This window comes from Winogradskyella psychrotolerans (genome assembly GCF_018860565.1).
Lineage (GTDB): Bacteria > Bacteroidota > Bacteroidia > Flavobacteriales > Flavobacteriaceae > Winogradskyella > Winogradskyella damuponensis.
On the sequence record NZ_JAHKPS010000022.1, the window covers coordinates 260,218 to 277,767 of the forward strand.

At 32.5% G+C, this 17,550-nt stretch carries 14 protein-coding genes; 7 read left to right on the top strand and 7 right to left on the bottom strand.

Annotated elements, in window-relative coordinates:
- Nucleotides 1-49: 49 nt before the first annotated feature.
- On the bottom strand, nt 50-988 hold the full coding sequence (locus tag KO504_RS10070) for an SPOR domain-containing protein (RefSeq protein WP_215926502.1): 939 nt from the start codon (nt 986-988) through the stop codon (nt 50-52).
- Between the two features lie 264 nt (nt 989-1,252).
- Between KO504_RS10070 and dprA the strand changes: the two genes are divergently transcribed.
- Both dprA and KO504_RS10080 read left to right on the top strand, forming a co-directional pair.
- On the top strand, nt 1,253-2,356 hold the full coding sequence (gene dprA, locus KO504_RS10075; protein ID WP_215926504.1) for a DNA-processing protein DprA: 1,104 nt from the start codon (nt 1,253-1,255) through the stop codon (nt 2,354-2,356).
- Nucleotides 2,343-7,109 carry a T9SS type A sorting domain-containing protein gene (locus tag KO504_RS10080; RefSeq protein ID WP_215926506.1) on the top strand — a complete coding sequence of 1,589 codons (4,767 nt, stop codon included), beginning with the start codon at nt 2,343-2,345 and terminating at the stop codon, nt 7,107-7,109. Before dprA ends, KO504_RS10080 begins: the two co-directional genes overlap by 14 nt.
- A 169-nt stretch (nt 7,110-7,278) precedes the next feature.
- On the opposite strand, the gene KO504_RS10085 is transcribed toward KO504_RS10080, so the two are convergent.
- A complete protein-coding gene (locus KO504_RS10085) occupies nt 7,279-7,452 on the bottom strand; it encodes a hypothetical protein (protein ID WP_215926508.1) in 174 nt (57 codons plus the stop codon).
- A gap of 4 nt (nt 7,453-7,456) precedes the next feature.
- Complete coding sequence (gene trpS, locus KO504_RS10090) at nt 7,457-8,425, bottom strand: tryptophan--tRNA ligase (RefSeq protein ID WP_215926510.1); 969 nt, start codon at nt 8,423-8,425, stop codon at nt 7,457-7,459.
- Nucleotides 8,426-8,540: 115 nt separating this feature from the next.
- Between trpS and KO504_RS10095 the strand changes: the two genes are divergently transcribed.
- On the top strand, nt 8,541-9,305 hold the full coding sequence (locus tag KO504_RS10095; RefSeq protein ID WP_215926512.1) for a lysophospholipid acyltransferase family protein: 765 nt from the start codon (nt 8,541-8,543) through the stop codon (nt 9,303-9,305).
- Nucleotides 9,306-9,372: 67 nt separating this feature from the next.
- On the opposite strand, the gene KO504_RS10100 is transcribed toward KO504_RS10095, so the two are convergent.
- From KO504_RS10100 to recA, 4 genes are all read right to left on the bottom strand, one after another.
- Nucleotides 9,373-10,950, bottom strand: coding sequence for a porin family protein (locus tag KO504_RS10100; RefSeq protein WP_215926514.1), 1,578 nt, complete (start codon nt 10,948-10,950; stop codon nt 9,373-9,375).
- A 3-nt stretch (nt 10,951-10,953) separates the two neighbouring features.
- Nucleotides 10,954-11,499 (bottom strand): RNA polymerase sigma factor, encoded by a 546-nt coding sequence (locus tag KO504_RS10105; protein WP_215926516.1) that lies wholly within the window; start codon nt 11,497-11,499, stop codon nt 10,954-10,956.
- Between the two features lie 49 nt (nt 11,500-11,548).
- On the bottom strand, nt 11,549-11,986 hold the full coding sequence (locus KO504_RS10110) for a hypothetical protein (protein ID WP_215926518.1): 438 nt from the start codon (nt 11,984-11,986) through the stop codon (nt 11,549-11,551).
- A gap of 104 nt (nt 11,987-12,090) precedes the next feature.
- Nucleotides 12,091-13,095 carry a recombinase RecA gene (gene recA, locus KO504_RS10115; protein ID WP_215926520.1) on the bottom strand — a complete coding sequence of 335 codons (1,005 nt, stop codon included), beginning with the start codon at nt 13,093-13,095 and terminating at the stop codon, nt 12,091-12,093.
- Between the two features lie 447 nt (nt 13,096-13,542).
- Between recA and trhO the strand changes: the two genes are divergently transcribed.
- The 4 genes from trhO to KO504_RS10135 all read left to right on the top strand — a co-directional run bounded on the left by trhO (nt 13,543) and on the right by KO504_RS10135 (nt 17,546).
- Nucleotides 13,543-14,613, top strand: coding sequence for an oxygen-dependent tRNA uridine(34) hydroxylase TrhO (trhO, locus tag KO504_RS10120; protein WP_215926523.1), 1,071 nt, complete (start codon nt 13,543-13,545; stop codon nt 14,611-14,613).
- Nucleotides 14,614-15,618, top strand: a complete 1,005-nt coding sequence (locus KO504_RS10125; protein ID WP_215926525.1) for a radical SAM protein — start codon at nt 14,614-14,616, stop codon at nt 15,616-15,618.
- 190 nt (nt 15,619-15,808) lie between these two features.
- Nucleotides 15,809-17,059, top strand: coding sequence for a PSP1 domain-containing protein (locus tag KO504_RS10130; protein WP_215926527.1), 1,251 nt, complete (start codon nt 15,809-15,811; stop codon nt 17,057-17,059).
- Nucleotides 17,043-17,546 carry a gliding motility lipoprotein GldH gene (locus KO504_RS10135; RefSeq protein WP_215926529.1) on the top strand — a complete coding sequence of 168 codons (504 nt, stop codon included), beginning with the start codon at nt 17,043-17,045 and terminating at the stop codon, nt 17,544-17,546. Before KO504_RS10130 ends, KO504_RS10135 begins: the two co-directional genes overlap by 17 nt.
- The last annotated feature ends 4 nt before the right edge of the window (nt 17,547-17,550 follow it).

Below are 17,550 nucleotides of genomic sequence, written 5' to 3' on the forward strand. Positions count from 1 at the left end.
TGTTTTACCTAAAGTTAAAAAGTAGAGTAGTAAAATGGGCCTTAAAAATCTATTTAAGCTTCTTTATTAATAACCAAGCATCTCGGTTATGTTCATGACGAATCTTATATAGTTCGCGTTGTGCTTCCTCTCTAGTTTCAAAACTACCATAAACTACCTCGTGTAATCCATAACGATTGGCACCAATTTGACGCGCTTTAAACCCTTGTGCTCTTAGTTGATTTACTTTCTTTTCAGAATTAGCTTCTACTCTAAAAGCGCCAGCAACAATATGGTAATTACCACTCTGCTTTTCTACAGATAATGTTGCGGCAGGTAATGGGTTGCTGATAACAAAAGTAGCTTCTTGCACTTTCGCATCGAGTTGTTCGTTGGCTTGTTCTTGTGCTAATTGGTTGTGATCTTCAATTGTACTATTGTAGTAAGTTGCGGCACCAAAGCCACCTAAGCCTAAAAATAGGACAGCTGCAGCAGCATATTTTAACCAGTTACGATTAGAACGTTTTTCAGGAGTTAACGCAATAGGTGCAGTTTCTTCAACAGCCTCTGCCGTTTCTCTATAAACTTCACGATTTACATCTGTAGATGTAAAGTGAGATAAACCAAAAGCATCTGTAAGATAATTGATGTGATCAGATGGATTAAACTCAATTTTACCATCAGCATTCAACTTTAACTCACCAATATTTTTAAATTGAATCGTTTCTCCTTCATTTAAAAAGGATTTAATAGACTTTATATGCTTAGAAATTTTATTTAAAGCTGTTGTGTAAGGTATCTTTTCAACCTCAGCGATATAGTTTGCTAATAAACCATCATTTTGTTGTAGCTGCTCATTAAAAGACAAAGCTTTTTTTGGAGGATAAAACGTATGAGTGGTTTCGTGAATTTTTGCCGAAACACGTTGCGTTAAGAATGCTCCAAACTCAGGAATGGTAACACAATCGTAACGGTATAATAGGTCGCTAATGTAAGTCTCTAACTGCATATAGACGCAAAGTTAAAAATTTTTATTTCTGAATGAAATTAAGTGCAGCATAGTTATTAACATCAAAATAAATAGTTGCCTATGTGATTGATTTTCTTGGAATTTACAATGACTTTTTTTTTTGAAATAATTCTGTTTTTTTTAATTGGGATTATCCAAATGGTTTTCATTAAGCTTTCTGTTTAGGAAGATTTCAAATCCATTCAGAATTAAATAATTATATTCGTGTAAAGACGGTTAATTTTCTTAAGTATTTAGTTTTCAATGACAGACCAACAATTAATTTATGCTTTAGCTTTACAACATGTACCCAAAATTGGAGCTACAACGGCTAAGAAATTGATTAATCATTGCGGATCTGCTGAAGCGGTTTTAAAAGAAAAGAAAACAAAGCTTTTAAAGATTGATGGTATTGGTAGCATTACTATTCAAGGCCTTTTTGATAAGATTCATTTGGAAGAAGCTGAGGAAGAATTAAAGTTTATAAAAGACAATAAAATTATTGCACATTATTTTACTCAGGACACTTATCCAGAACGTTTAAAGCATTGTATCGATGGTCCGATTTTACTATTTCAATCAGGTAATATTAATTTAAAAGAACAACGTATTATTAGTATTGTTGGTGCCCGAAAAATTACCACTAGCGGTATCGCTTTCTGTGAAAAATTAGTAGAAGCGTTATCGCCATTTAACCCCATAATTGTTTCTGGATTTGCTTATGGCACAGACATTACAGCTCATAAGGCAGCTGTAAAACAGAATTTACAAACCATAGGGTGTTTAGCACATGGCCTCAATCAAATTTATCCAAAAGCACATAAAAAGTATGTGGCAGATGTTGAAAAATACGGAGGGTTTTATACCGATTTTTGGAGTTCAGATGTCTTTGATAGAAATAACTTTTTAAAACGAAACCGAATTATAGCAGGACTTAGTGAAGCTACAATAGTTATAGAATCTGCCGAAAAAGGAGGTAGCTTAGTCACAGCAGATATAGCTAATTCTTATAACAGAGAAGTCTTTGCTGTACCAGGAAGAACTACTGATAGTCAAAGTGTGGGTTGTAATAACTTAATAAAATTTCAGAAAGCCCATTTATTATCTCATCCTTTAGATGTACCATATATGCTAAATTGGGAATTAGAACCTAATAAGAAGCAACCTGTACAGCAACAACTATTTGTAGAACTAGAACCCGATGAAAAAATCATTTACAACTTTCTAAAAGAAAATAACAAAGAGTTGTTGGATGTTATTGCCATTAAATGTGAAATGCCAACCTATAAAATAGCTGGTCTTTTATTGAATATGGAGTTGAAAGGTGTTGTAAGACCTTTACCAGGAAAATTGTTTGAGGTTATTTAACAATACAACGATAAAAACCACTTTTGATACAGAAAAAGCTTACAAGCGAATGTCGTTTTTATACTTTTGTGAGCTTATGCTAGTGTTTGGGTTTATGAAGTATTTTTATGTTATCTGTTTTTTCTTATTTCAGTTTAATTTAGTTGCACAAAATCAAGAATTATCAGTTTTTACTTGTGGTGAGTTAGAGGATGTTAGTCAGACGGCTCAATCAAGAAGCTCTTTTCTTACAGCGGAGAATCCAGATAATATTTTTGTAGATCGTTTTGGTAATGAAAAACAAAAAAGGATAAACCCTAATATTGCTGGTCAACAAAGAGCATTACCTTTAGCACCAGATTATATTAGTCCAGAAGGTTTGTTTGCCATTTATTTAACAGACCTTGTTGCCGACAATAGCATTCAAGATTTTAATAGTAATTCCGGTTATAGAAATGTCATTGCACAGATTTTTGCAGATTTAGAGCAATTAATTATAGAAAACCCTTCAACAGGTGTTGCAGAGCCTGTAAAGATAGAGCTGCAATCCATGTCTGTTAATAGTGGTGTGTTGGCATCAGCATCTTCATATTATGATTACTCAGGTGTTGCAGCAGGTACTATTGTAGAAGGTGAAGTATGGAAAGCTATTAATTCGGGGTCTAATGATCCTGATAACTGGGATGGTTTAATACGAGTTAACTTTTTTCATTCTTGGTACAGTGATTTCAATAATCCTACTGGAATTACTGGAACAAATGCATTTGATATGTATGCCGTGTTATTGCACGAAGTTATGCATGCATTGGGTTTTGCTTCAGGTATAGACGAATTAGGAAACCCCAAAAATGGAAGGGCTTTTTTAAAATATGACAACCTTTTACACACTGATACAAATGATGATTTAATTGTATCTACAGGATTAGACTGGAGTTTTAATAGTGCAGTCCCTATTAACGCCATAACAAATGGCTGTCCAAGTACCTCTCAAATAAGACTAGGAGATAATAATTTACCAGTGCATTCACCACAGGTTTTTTCTAACGGATCTAGCTTAAGTCATATCGATTTAAATAATGACTGTAACTATCCCGTTAACGATTTTATAATGGCTTATGCTATTGCTAGAGAAACGGCAAGAAGACCGCTCTCTCAAGAATTTGATATATTATGTAGTTTAAATTATAACCTATCTACTCAATTTGGAAACAATAATATTATCGAGTTTGCTAATCCTGCAATTATTACTTCTGTAAGCAATAACACCAGTAATATTATAGCTTATTCTGGTTGTCAGCCACCTGTTTTTGGAATTGATGATTTTAAAGACCCAATTGCGCAACCAACAATTGAAAACTGTCCAAGTAATACTTTAAATATATTAGAACAAGATTTATTGAATAATGATATATCTAATCTTGGCTTGGCATTAGAGGTTGCCAATTTAAGTTTAAACGGTGATTTAATTACAACTTTTACAGGCGTTGCACCAAATAGAACTTTTGTTATTACACCAAATTTTGTTGGAGATCTTCAACTTCTGTACCAACCAAAAGATACTAGTGGTAATTTAGGAAACAACACTTTTGCAAACATTAAAGTGACGATGTGTCCAAATTTTGGCTGTGTAAACACAAGCTATTGTAATTTAATTTGTAATCCAGAAATTGATTTTATTGCTAATACTAATACAAATTGTTTTGTTGAAGGCAACATAGCTGCTAATGGTGTAAATACAATTCCAGGATGGCGCTTTAAATTTTCTACTCCAGATTGGTTCGATGATGATAACAGTACGTGTAGTCCTACAAATCGAAGTGCTTATTCAAACAGTGTTTCTTTACCAAATACAGGCGCATCTAGTGGAAGATTCCATTTTTTCTCTACTCAAAACTATCAAACCTCTTATTCTAGAAATGATTTTTCAAGTGAGGCAATAATGACAAATGTAGCGTTAAAGCCAAATACAAAGTATATTTTGTCCTATCATAAAAGCGATGGGTTAGATCCAAGTTACGTTGGTACAATGCCTGTAGGTAATGGTTCGTCTATTGTTCAACCAAATATAGGTTTAGATGTTAGTTTAAGTACCATAAATTCTACTACGAGTTTGTTATATTATAAACATGAGTTTGGGCCAACACTTGTTAGTTCCCCTTATGCCCATTCTACTAACTTTTTAAATAATAGTTTATTAATTTTTAATGACAATAATATAGGTTTTGATTGGTCTCAAACCGTCACAGTATTTAACTCGCCTTCAGTAATTGATAATTCGAATGCTGTCTTAGTTTTTAGTCATGCCATAGGTAATAGTTTTGTTAACTCAGGAAGACCATATAGTACGACTTTCGAATCGTATTTTTTAGCATTAGATAGAATAGAACTAATTGAAGATCGTTTGCAAGATACACCTGATAGTTATACTATAAATTGTGGGGCAACCCAAGTAATTGGAATAGACTTATGTTCAGTCGCTAATTTGCAATACGAATGGTGGGATATTACTAACGGAATACAGTTAACGGACTTAGATAATACCACTACGACTTATACTGATGGTATAATTACAACGCTTCCTTTATCAGTGAATTATACAATTAATTCAATCAATGATAATGGCTCTACTATTACACTAAGTAATGTTGAGAATTCAATAGAATTAGAGCTGCGACGTAATTTTCCAACAACCTTTATTAATAATAGCGTTACACCTTCAACTACAGCTGCAAATAATATTCATATTACCGATAATACTGCTACAGTTAGTATAACCGTTTTAAACGAAGCTCCAACGGATGCTACATTTAGTTTTTCACGTTTAAATTGTTTTGAATATACTTTTCAAGCTACTGAAACTTACGAAACTCATGAATGGGATTTTGACAATGATGGTGTACCTGAGGTTTCAGGTTCTGGTACTGATTTAGCAAACACCAACCCAAGCTATATCTTTCCTGGATCAGGTACTTATGTCGTAACACATATGGTATCTAATGAGTGTGGTAGTTTATCTTATCAAGAAAATATTATACTCGCTTGTGGTTGTTCTAGTACTACCACTTGGAACGGCACAACATGGAGCAATGGTAATCCAGATATTAATACAGAAGCCATAATTAATGGCAATTATGATACTCTACTTAACGGAAGTTTTAGTGCCTGTGAATTAGTTGTAAATGCAGGTGCGACACTTTTTATACAAAATGCAACCTATGTAGAGGTACAAAGCATAGCCTCTATCAGTGGAAATCTTTGGGTAGAAACTCATGGAGCATTTGTTCAGAATTTAGATTTAGAAAATGCATTTATTCTTAATCCTGGAGGTAATGCGCTTGTAAATAAACAGACCACTGTTGTTAATAATTGGTATGATTATACCTATTGGAGTTCTCCAATTGTGGATGAAACTATTGGTGATGCCTTAGATATTGCACCTGCAAACCGACGTTTTTGGTACAATGCACAAAACTATTTAGATCAATACTTAGATAGTTCTAATAACACACTTCTTGGTAGCGATGATATTGATGATGATGGTAATGACTGGCAAATTGCAACAGCAGGATCGATTATGGCTCCAGGCGTAGGCTATGCAGCAACGGTTTCTCCTATTGGTGTTTTTCCAGGTGCTTATCTAGCCACTTTTGAAGGTGTATTTAATAATGGTATTGTAGAAACACCCATTTATGTTAATGGCTTAGCCACTGACAATGATTGGAATTTAATTGGTAATCCCTATCCTAGTGCTATAGATTTTAATGATCTATATGCATTAAACTCTGGTCTTATTGGTGGATCTGCGTATTTATGGTCTCATGCTAGTCCTCCAGATATCGTCAATGATGGTAATGAAGGTTTAAACTTTAATGCAAACGATTATGCCATTATTACGGTTGGAAGTGGAAATATTGCTGGTAACGGTACTTTAACAGATAATAATATTCCTAACAGTGATAACACAATTCCTTCTGGTCAAGGATTTTTTGTAAAAGGCTTATCTAACGGAACATTAAGGTTTAATAATGTTATGCGTAAAGCGGATTTAATAAGTAATAATCAGTTTTTTAGAAATTCTAATACAACAAATACTAATAGATTGTGGTTAAACCTTACTACTGAAAGCGGTATTTTTAACCAAATACTTATCGCTTACGTCAATGGTGCTAGTGATGGGTTTGATGGGTTTTCTTTTGATGCCACTCGAAGTCTGCATGGTGGAAACACCTCAATTTTATTTACTGAAATTGAAAATGATACCAGAAGATTTGCGATTCAAGGGAAAAATCCAAATGACTTAAATCTTAATGAAATTATACCGTTTGCGTATTATTCGGGAGTAGATGATACTACCGTTTACACTATTTCTATTCCACAATTAGAAGGAGATTTCTTAACAAATAATACCATTTATCTACGTGATAAATTATTAAATGTAGTCCATAACTTAAATGCTGAACACTACAGTTTTTATTCAGAAATGGGAGAATTTAAAGATAGGTTTGAAATCGTTTTCAATTCAGAGAATTTATCGATTAAGGATAAGGAAATTGAAGCTTTAGAGGTATATCCAAACCCAACAACAGGTATTATTCATGTAAAGTCTGAAACAACCGTAAAATCATTACAGTTGTTTAATAATTTAGGGCAGTTAATTTTATCTAAATCTGAGGCCAACCAGTTAAATCTTTCTAGGATTAGTGAAGGTATATACTTTTTAAAAGTGATGGACTTATATGGAAATATTAAAAATGTATCTATTATAAAAAAATAGGTGCGAAGTTTTGTTACTGTATATTGCCAACAAATAATAGTTACTAGATTATTTTATAATATGAGATTGAAAGGAGTTATTAGACTTTTGCTAGGTAAGCTTTTTGAGGTTATTTAATAAATTCCTATGCAGGTAGAAATCTTATTAATTGGAATAATATTGATTTCAATTAATAAGATTCTCTATACATCATAATAAGGCTTACAATTGCAACAACAATTACTGCAATAGCTAAATAACCTAGCCAATCCATAGATTTTTCGCTTATTAATTGTGAAATTAATAACAGTAACATTGCGAAAATAGTAAGGATTGGGCTAAGAGCTTGCTTTTTGAAATTCATTTTTTTAATATCCTACTTTCTCTCTAACACGTTTCAAAACGTCATCTGCAACTAATTTTGCTTTAGCGGCACCTTTTGCTAATGCTGAATCAACTTCATCAAGATTATTCATATAATAATTATAACGTTCTCTTTGTTTAGAAAAACGCTCTAAGATTAATTCGTACAAGGCTTGTTTAGCGTGGCCATAACCGTAATTTCCTCCTTCGTAATTAGCCTTCATTTCTGCAATTTGAGCTTCAGAAGCTAATAAACTATAAATAGCAAAACAGTTACATGTTGTCCAGTCTTTTGGTTCTTCAAGAGGTGTGCTATCGGTTTCAATAGACATTATTTTTTTACGTAATTGTTTTTCAGGTAAAAAGATATTAATAAAATTACCGCGACTTTTACTCATTTTTTCGCCATCTGTACCAGGAATAAGCATGCCGTTTTCTTGTATTTTTCCTTCAGGCAAAACAAAAGCTTCTCCCATTTTAGCATGAAAACGAGAAGCGACGTCACGTGTCATTTCAATATGTTGTAATTGGTCTTTTCCAACCGGAATGATTTCTGCATCATACAACAGAATATCCGCAGCCATAAGCATTGGATAGGTGAATAAACCAGAGTTAACGTCTTCTAAACGATCGGCTTTATCTTTAAATCCATGTGCTAATGTTAAACGTTGGTAAGGAAAGAAACAACTTAAATACCAAGAGAGTTCCGTTACTTGCGGAATATCACTTTGTCTATAAAATACGGTTTTTTCAATATCTAACCCAAACGCTAGCCAAGTTGCAGCAACAGAATAAGTGTGATTTCTTAATTCTTCAGCATCTTTAATTTGTGTTAGCGTATGCAAATTTGCGATAAATAAAAATGAATCGTTTTTAGCATCATTAGCCATTTCTATTGCTGGTAAAATAGCACCTAATATATTTCCTAAATGTGGTGTGCCTGTGCTTTGTACTCCTGTTAGTATTCTTGCCATAACATTACCTGCGCATGCAGATATCTCTTTAAATTAAACTTAAATAATAAACAAAGGTAAATTTTTTAGTAGAACTATAAGAAGTCATTTAATTTAATTAATTAGTTTTGATGCTATGGCATTTTTGAAATATCCATTTTGGCTTTTATATCGCATTTGGTTCTACATTTTGGTAACTATCCCAATTATTGTATTGTTCCCTTTATTAATTATCTCTATCTCTAGAGAGGAATGGTATCGGTATTTTTTTAAACTAGCACGCATTTGGTCTAAGTTTATTTTAATAGGTATGGGTTTTGGGTATAAAATCATAAGAGAAGAAATGCCTGATTCTAATAAAAGTTACATGTTTGTAGCTAATCATACTTCTATGGCAGATATTATGCTAATGCTGGTGGCTGTTAAGAACCCTTTTGTCTTTGTAGGAAAACAAGAACTCGCAAAAATTCCATTGTTTGGATTCTTTTATAAACGTACCTGTATTTTAGTAGATAGAAGTAGTGCTCAAAGCAGACAAGCTGTTTTTTTAAGAGCACAACGACGCTTAAAACAGGGAGTAAGTATTTGTATTTTTCCTGAAGGTGGTGTACCAGAAGAGCATATTTTATTAGATGAATTTAAAGATGGAGCGTTTCGCTTGGCAATTAACCATCAAATACCTGTAGTACCAATAACTTTCTATGATAATAAAAAGCGATTTTCATATACTTTTTTTAGTGGAGGTCCTGGTAAAATGCGAGCCAAAATTCATCATTTTTTGCCAACAAATGGTTTAAAGGCTGCAGATACTAAAGCATTAAATGAAAAAACACGGACTTTAATTTGGGATGAATTAAGTCGTCATCAAATAACAAAAAAAAGCTACTCTAACCAAGAGTAGCTTTTGTTATCATTGCATTTATCATAGCTTACTTGCTGCAATAACCTAAATTAAATTAACCTAAAACCTAAAACCTAAAACTTAATCCTGTATACACACCGATAAAAAACGGTTTAAAATCTCCCGTTGTATTATTAAATGTGTTTATTTGATACTTTAATGTGGGTTCAAGATTTATAAGCCATTGTTTAGACAGATTGTAATTCATTCCTAAACCAAAATTGGCACTAAAACTGGTAGTATTAATATTGTTGGCTTCTCCAATTAAGGTCGAATTTCCATTGATATCTGCGTAGATTTCATTTTCATTTAAAATAAACGTGCTAAATCCACCAATAACATTAATTCCGAATTTTTTATCTAATAAGCTATACTCTAACTCTAAAGGCACTTCAATAAAACCAAATTTTTGATCAATTTTACCTGCAATTTTAGTGTTGAATAGTTCTGGAGTAGAAGCTTTATTCATCATTGTAGAGCTTATAAGTGATACGTGTTGCTCCCCTCCTTTAAAGGAAATATTACTAAACTCAGCATCTACACCTCTAGCAGCTGTTTCAGCTCCTGTATAAGCATAAACATCTGAGGTCGTTTGACTAAGGTTTACACGATGGACACCTGCTCTAATTTTTAATTTCTTAGAAATAGCATAGCTACCAGCAATACCATAGCTCATGGTAATATCAGAACTTTTGGAGTTTTCATTAAATTGCTGATCTAAAGGAGACCCAGCTCCTAAAGAACTAAAATAAACAGGCGCAACATTTGGGGCAATGCTCCACCTGTTTTGGTCATCTTCTTTTTCTTCTTCTTCAATAGTCGTGTTCTGTTCTGCAATAGCATCTTCAATAGACGCTTTTTCTGGAATTTCAATAAGTGAATTCTCGGCTTCTGGCTTATTTGTTTTGCTTAAATCTGTATGAGGTGTTTCTGATTTTGTGTTTTCAGATGATTTATTTGCAGCAATACCTGTGTTACTGTTTTCTATGGCCTCTTTAATGGCAGATTTTATTTCTGTTTCAGATGCTAATTGAGTGTTATCGTTTTTCTTTAAATTAGAATTTGATGTTTTAGTTTGGTTAGCAATCTTGGTGCTTTTGTCTTTATTTGATGATAAGCGATGTTGCTTTTGAGACAATTTAGGTCGTTTTACAACTTTAGAGTTATTAGCAACCGAATTTAACTTTTGATTATAATTATTAGGGGTTGTTAATTGTTTTGAAGTAGACGTTTTTTGAGATGTATCATCTTTAGAATCGTTTAAATTTGATTCTTGTTCAGAGTCTATATTTGAATTAACTATTTGGGTTTTATTATTAGATCCAACTGTATTTAGCTCGTTTGGACTTTCATGAGTTGGTGTATTTGTGTTGTTGTTTAGGTCATTGGTGCTATTTTCTGTATTAACAATAGGAAATTTCTGATTATTATCATCAGTATTAAATACAGAAACTCCAACAGTTAGTAATAAAGTAACCATGGCTGCAACACCACCAATTTGCCACCACAGGGCAATAACTCTACGTTTTTTCTTTTTCTTAGGAAGACTTTCGCTTATGCGTTCCCAAACGGCATCGTTAGGCGCAACTTCAAAATCTTTGAACTTTTCCTGAAAAAGTCTATCTATGTTTTTTTTATCGTTCATTATTTATAAGCTTCGCGAATTTGAGGTTGCGTTATAAGCTTCAATTTTATCTTTTAAAATCATCCTTGCTCTTGCTAGGTTAGATTTTGAGGTGCCTACTGAAATATTAATCAATTCGCTAATTTCAACATGAGAATAGCCATCTAAAACATATAAGTTGAATACCAACCTATATCTATCTGGTAATTCTTGGATAATTTGTAGTAAATAATTAATACTTACGTCGTTTTCATTAAGATCTACTGAAACGTCTTTAATATTATCTTCATTCACAATATCGTAAACGCCTACATCTTCTCTATAGCGTTGCAAAGATGTGTTTATGGCAATTCTTTTAAGCCAACCTTCAAAAGACCCTTTGTTATTATACTGTTCTATTTTATTAAAAATAGTTATAAATGCGTCGTGCAGATTATCCTCTGCTTCTGCATAGTTTTTTGAGTACTTAAGACAAAGCGAAAATAATTTACTTGCAAATTGCTTGTATAATTGGCTTTGAGCTTGAGCATCTTTGTTAATACAATTTTTTATGAGTTGGTCTAAACTCACATTTGTTATAGAGTTAGTTAATAATTAAAGTTTTAAATGTCCGCATGTTTTAATCGTCAGATAACACAACAGGAACTTCTACAATATAGTATTGGTCAACAGTTACTCCGTTTGTTTCAACTTCTCCTTGGAAAAACTTAAATACATAGGTTTCGCTTCCAGTGGCATGAAAATTAAAATGAACGGTTACTTCTTCAGGGGCATCAATACATGTTGTGTTGTTTATAGTATATACTGTATTTACAACTGCAACGGTTCTTTGTTGTCCATCTATTTCATAAAAAAAATCATTAAAATAGTAACATGAACTTGGCTGTGTATACGTTATATCTATTTGGTAAACTTCGCCTTTTACAAAATATTCAGGCATTACTACGCTATCAATAGGTACAATTTCTAAATAAAAATCATGGTTACTGACATCGTCAACATTACATGAAGTTAATATTGAGGCAAGTAAAAAGGCGATTAGGACAAATTTCTTCATACATTAATTAATCAATTTCTATAATATAGATGTAAAAAGTGCAAAATGGTTGCGTCTAAAATTAAAAAAATCCTGATTTTGTGTCAGGATTTTTTTAATTCAATTTATTTAGATTCATTAATGAGCGCTCTCACTTTTTCCTCTAATTCATCCATCAGGTCTGGATTATCCTGTATTAAAAGTTTAACAGCATCACGACCTTGACCTAGCTTGGTGTCTCCATAGCTAAACCAAGAACCACTCTTTTTAACAATTTCGTGTTCTACGGCTAAATCTAAAACTTCTCCTACCTTAGAGATACCTGCACCATACATAATATCAAATTCTGCCAATCTAAATGGTGGAGCAACTTTGTTTTTAACTACCTTAACTCGCGTTTTATTACCCATTACATTACTGTCGCTATCTTTAATCTGTGTAGAACGTCTAATGTCTAAACGCACAGAAGCGTAGAATTTTAAGGCATTACCACCTGTTGTAGTTTCAGGGTTACCAAACATGACACCAATTTTTTCACGTAATTGGTTAATAAAAATTACGGTACAATTGGTCTTGCTAATAGAAGCTGTTAATTTTCTTAAAGCCTGAGACATTAAACGCGCATGTAAGCCCATTTTAGAATCTCCCATTTCACCTTCAATTTCACTCTTAGGTGTTAAGGCAGCCACAGAGTCAATTACAACAATATCAATAGCACCAGACCTAATTAAGTTATCAGCAATTTCTAAAGCTTGTTCTCCATTATCTGGTTGAGAAATAATTAAATTGTCAATGTCTACGTTTAATTTTTCGGCATAGAAACGATCAAAAGCATGCTCTGCATCAATAAATGCAGCAATGCCTCCCGCTTTTTGCGCTTCAGCAATGGCGTGAAGTGTTAGTGTTGTTTTACCAGAAGATTCTGGGCCGTATATTTCAATAACACGTCCTCTAGGATATCCACCAACGCCTAAGGCAATATCTAAACCTAAAGAACCAGAGGAAATAGCATCTACATCTACAACCGCCTGATCGCTCATTTTCATCACAGTCCCTTTACCATAAGCTTTATCTAATTTATCTAACGTTAGTTTTAAAGCTTTTAATTTTGCATCTTTTTCGCTACTCATTTGTTCTTTTTCTTAAAATTAATTGTCTTCAAAAATACCACTTATTTTATTTATTTCATTTTTTGTTTTAAAATAACTGTAAAAGAAAATAACGTTTTTTCACTTTTATTACGCAACCCTTTTGCACTTTTTACATCTACTAAATGAAAAAGGAATTAATTGCTATGAAAAAGTTTTAGAAAGCAGAGGTAAATCTTTTGATTTCTCTGTTTTATAAACAACACAATTAGTAAAGCATTAGGTGTTTCAGTTACTGTTTAACTCTCAGTAATTGTAAAGCCGGTGTAGATTAACTTTTTAAGTTGTTTTAAGTTGGTAAGTTAATCTGTAAAAGCACTTTGAAATATTCAGAGTGCTTTTTTTTGTGCTTATTTTGAAGCTTTTGTACTAAAAATAATACCTTTGTCGCTTATTATTTTATTCTTTAACCTTAAAAATTAGTATAGCATGCAACTGTACAATAACTTAAGTGCCAAAGAAAGAGCAGAACTTATTGCACAAGCGGGAAAAGAACGCTTAACCATCTCTTTCTACAAGTACGCTAAAATTAACAATACCGAAATTTTTAGAAACCACATGTTTCTCGCTTGGGATGAATTAGAAGTCTTAGGAAGAATCTACGTGGCCACTGAAGGAATTAATGCGCAACTTTCTGTACCTGCAGAAAACTTTGAAGCTTTTAAGAAACATCTGGATACCATTTCGTTTTTAGAAAATGTAAGATTAAATATTGCTATAGAGCACGATAATTTTGCCTTTTTAAAACTAAAAGTTAAAGTGCGTAAAAAAATTGTAGCAGACGGATTAAACGATGCGTCTTTTGATGTGACTAATAAAGGTGTTCATGTTAATGCTAAAAAATTCAACGAGCTTATTGAAGACCCAAATACGGTTCTGGTAGATATGCGAAACCATTACGAAAGTGAAATTGGTCATTTTAAAAATGCCGTAACACCAGATGTAGATACTTTTAGAGAGTCTTTAGATTTAATTGAAGAAGATTTAAGAGCACACAAAGAAGACAAGAAGCTAGTGATGTATTGCACTGGAGGTATTAGATGTGAAAAAGCAAGTGCATATTATAAGCATAAGGGCTTTAAAAACGTATTTCAGCTTGAAGGAGGTATCATTAACTATGTTAGACAGATTGAGGCTGAAGGCTTAGAAAATAAATTCTTAGGTAAAAACTTTGTCTTTGACGAAAGACGATCAGAACGTATCAGTGATGATGTTATTGCCAATTGTCACCAATGTGGAAAACCAGCAGATATGCACACAAATTGTGCTAATGAAGCTTGTCATTTATTATTTATTCAATGTGATGAATGTAAGGAAAAAATGGAAAATTGTTGTTCTTCAAACTGTATGGAAATAAATAGATTACCATACGAAGAGCAAAAAGCATTACGCAAAGGGCAGGGCAATAGCAATGATATTTTTAAAAAAGGACGTGCAGATCATTTGCCATATAAAAAGGACTTGCGTAATATTTTTGATACCTTAGGCAAAACAATTTAAATGAATATTTACAAGCTATTACAACTTAACAGAAAAATTAAGAGCCATAGGATTAAGTTCTTTGGGCTTTTTCTGTTGCATAAACTTAATAAGCGGTATTTAGCCGTTAATTTAGATCCTGTAATGGCTTGTAATTTGCGTTGTAAAATGTGTTATTTTACGGATGAAGATTATGTAAAAACACTAAAAGGACAATTTAAAGATGAAGAATTAAATTTAGTAGCAAAAACTATTTTTAAACGTGCCTTAAAGCTTCAAATAGGTTGCGGTACTGAGCCTACATTGTATAAAAATCTTGTAAAAATTGTAGAATTAGGCAAGCAGTATAAAGTACCCTATATTTCTATAACGACAAATGCTAATTTATTAACTGAAGAAAAGATTGAAGCACTTTTAAAAGCAGGTTTAAATGAGTTTACAATTTCACTTCATGGCGTTACAAAAGAAAGCTACGAAGGCTTTATGAAAAAAGCTAATTATGAGAAATTTCATAATGCGTTTAATGTTTTTAAGAAGCTTAAAGAAACTTATGATTTTAAAGTTAGAATAAACTATACCTTCAACAAGGATAATTTTTACGAGCTTAGTGAGTTTTTTAACCATTTTGATGCCAAAAGCTTTGATATATTGCAAATTCGTCCAATTCAGAAAATTGGAAATACAGAATATAACGATTTTGATATCTCATCGTTAGCTAATGATTACCCTGACCTTATACAAACAATAAGAGCAACTTGCGCAAGTAATAATATAACGCTTATGGCTCCTAATACAATTTCTAAATTAGATTCAGAAAACCAATCGAGTTTTATTTTTGATTATACATTTTGCTATGTATCACCAAACAAATTTTGGAAAGAAGGCTTTAATTGGAAAGAGGAAAGCTTTAATAAATACTCAAAACGAATTGGCTGGAGCAATACATTGTTTTCTAATATCTTTAAGTCTAAAACACAGTTAAAATCGCTGTCTAATAAATTGAATTACGAAATAGAATTCACCTAGATGTCACACTTAATAATTGAAAATATTAATAATATGAACACTGAACTTTTTAGTGTCATATAAGAATGACGTGCAGCAATAACAATTTGACTTTAGATAACTAGAGAAATAATCTTATCTTTACTCATTAATTATTTACGAATCCTATATCTAGATTTTTTTATTTCTAGATTTAATATATAAAATTTTTATGGCTTGTAACAGTTGCTCAACTGGTAAAGATGGCCAACCAAAAGGATGCAAAAACAATGGGACTTGTGGTACAGATAGCTGCAATAAACTTACTGTTTTTGATTGGTTAGCTAATATGTCGCTTCCAAACGGACAAGACCCATTTATTGGTGTTGAAGTGCGTTTTAAAAACGGCAGAAAACACTATTATAAAAATACAGAAAACCTCACATTAAGCATTGGAGATATAGTGGCAACACAGGCAAAGTCTGGCCACGATATAGGTATGGTTACACTTACAGGAGAATTGGTAAGGGTACAAATGAAACGCAAAAAAGTAAGACTTAATGACACTGAAAATGTTTTAAAAATATACCGAAAAGCGTCACAAAAAGACATCGATATTTGGTCTGCAGCTAGAGACAGAGAGGAACCAATGAAGGTTAAAGCACGTCAATTTGCTATAGATTTAAAGCTGAAAATGAAAATTTCAGATATAGAATTTCAAGGAGATGGCAGCAAAGCAACCTTTTATTATACCGCAGAAGAGCGCGTAGATTTTAGAGAATTAATTAAGGTTTTTGCACGTGAGTTTAGGACACGTATTGAGATGAAGCAAGTTGGCTTTAGACAAGAGGCTGCACGATTAGGTGGTATTGGATCCTGTGGTAGAGAATTGTGCTGTTCTACATGGTTAACAGATTTTAGATCTGTTAGTACATCTGCAGCACGTTATCAACAATTATCTTTAAACCCTTTAAAGCTTGCCGGACAATGTGGAAAATTAAAATGTTGTCTTAATTATGAGTTAGATGCCTACTTAGATGCTTTAAAAGCTTTTCCTAAATCAGACACTAAATTATATACAGAAAAAGGAAATGCAGTTTGCCAAAAAACAGACATTTTTAAAGGATTAATGTGGTATGCCTATGAAGGCGAATGGATGAATTGGCATATTATTACCACAGATCAAGCCAACGAAATTATTGAAAAAAACAAAAGAAAAGAAAAAGTCGCAAGCCTTGAAGAATATGCGGTAGAGCACATTCAAGACACTAAAAATGAGTTTGAGAACGTTGTAGGTCAAGATAGTTTAACGCGTTTTGATAGTCCAAAACCGAATAAGAAACGTAAAAATAACAGGAACAACAGAAATAACAAGAATAGAAAGAGCAACAATAAGAGTAATAACAGTAAAAATAAAACTCAAAATCGAAGCCGTAATCAAAAACCAAAAGCCAAAACAAATACAAATGCGAAGAAAGACTAATGGATTATTTTTGGTTATAATCAGTTGTTTTTTATTGGCGAGTTGTGACTCAGAAGCTGTGTTTGACCAATATAAATCAGTTCCAAATCAATGGCATAAGGATTCTGTTGCTAGTTTTAATTTTAAAGCACCTGATACTTTAAAAAATTACAATTTGTTTGTTAATTTAAGAAATACAGATGCTTATAAATTTAGTAACTTATTTCTTATAGTAGAATTAAATTATCCAAACGGAAAAGCAGTAAAAGACACTTTAGAATATAAAATGGCTGCTCCAAATGGAGAATTGTTAGGAACAGGTTTTTCAGACTTAAAAGAGAATAAATTGTGGTTTAGAGGTTATAAAGAACCTTTTAGGTTTAATGAAGAAGGAGATTACACCGTAAATATTCAACATGCCATGAGACATAATGGCGATGTTAATGGTGTTAAAAATTTAGAAGGTATAACAGATATTGGTTTTAGAGTAGAACAGGCTCAAAAGTAGTAAT

Bases quoted from the DNA above. Each gene is read 5' to 3' on its own strand.
- KO504_RS10135 (WP_215926529.1), top strand. From the start codon at position 17,043: ATGCGAAGAAAGACTAATGGATTATTTTTGGTTATAATCAGTTGTTTT.
- KO504_RS10095 (WP_215926512.1), top strand. From the start codon at position 8,541: ATGGCATTTTTGAAATATCCATTTTGGCTTTTATATCGCATTTGGTTC.
- KO504_RS10125 (WP_215926525.1), top strand. From the start codon at position 14,614: ATGAATATTTACAAGCTATTACAACTTAACAGAAAAATTAAGAGCCAT.
- KO504_RS10100 (WP_215926514.1), bottom strand. From the start codon at position 10,950: ATGAACGATAAAAAAAACATAGATAGACTTTTTCAGGAAAAGTTCAAA.
- KO504_RS10110 (WP_215926518.1), bottom strand. From the start codon at position 11,986: ATGAAGAAATTTGTCCTAATCGCCTTTTTACTTGCCTCAATATTAACT.
- KO504_RS10130 (WP_215926527.1), top strand. From the start codon at position 15,809: ATGGCTTGTAACAGTTGCTCAACTGGTAAAGATGGCCAACCAAAAGGA.
- KO504_RS10085 (WP_215926508.1), bottom strand. From the start codon at position 7,452: ATGAATTTCAAAAAGCAAGCTCTTAGCCCAATCCTTACTATTTTCGCA.
- dprA (WP_215926504.1), top strand. From the start codon at position 1,253: ATGACAGACCAACAATTAATTTATGCTTTAGCTTTACAACATGTACCC.
- KO504_RS10070 (WP_215926502.1), bottom strand. From the start codon at position 988: ATGCAGTTAGAGACTTACATTAGCGACCTATTATACCGTTACGATTGT.
- trhO (WP_215926523.1), top strand. From the start codon at position 13,543: ATGCAACTGTACAATAACTTAAGTGCCAAAGAAAGAGCAGAACTTATT.
- trpS (WP_215926510.1), bottom strand. From the start codon at position 8,425: ATGGCAAGAATACTAACAGGAGTACAAAGCACAGGCACACCACATTTA.
- recA (WP_215926520.1), bottom strand. From the start codon at position 13,095: ATGAGTAGCGAAAAAGATGCAAAATTAAAAGCTTTAAAACTAACGTTA.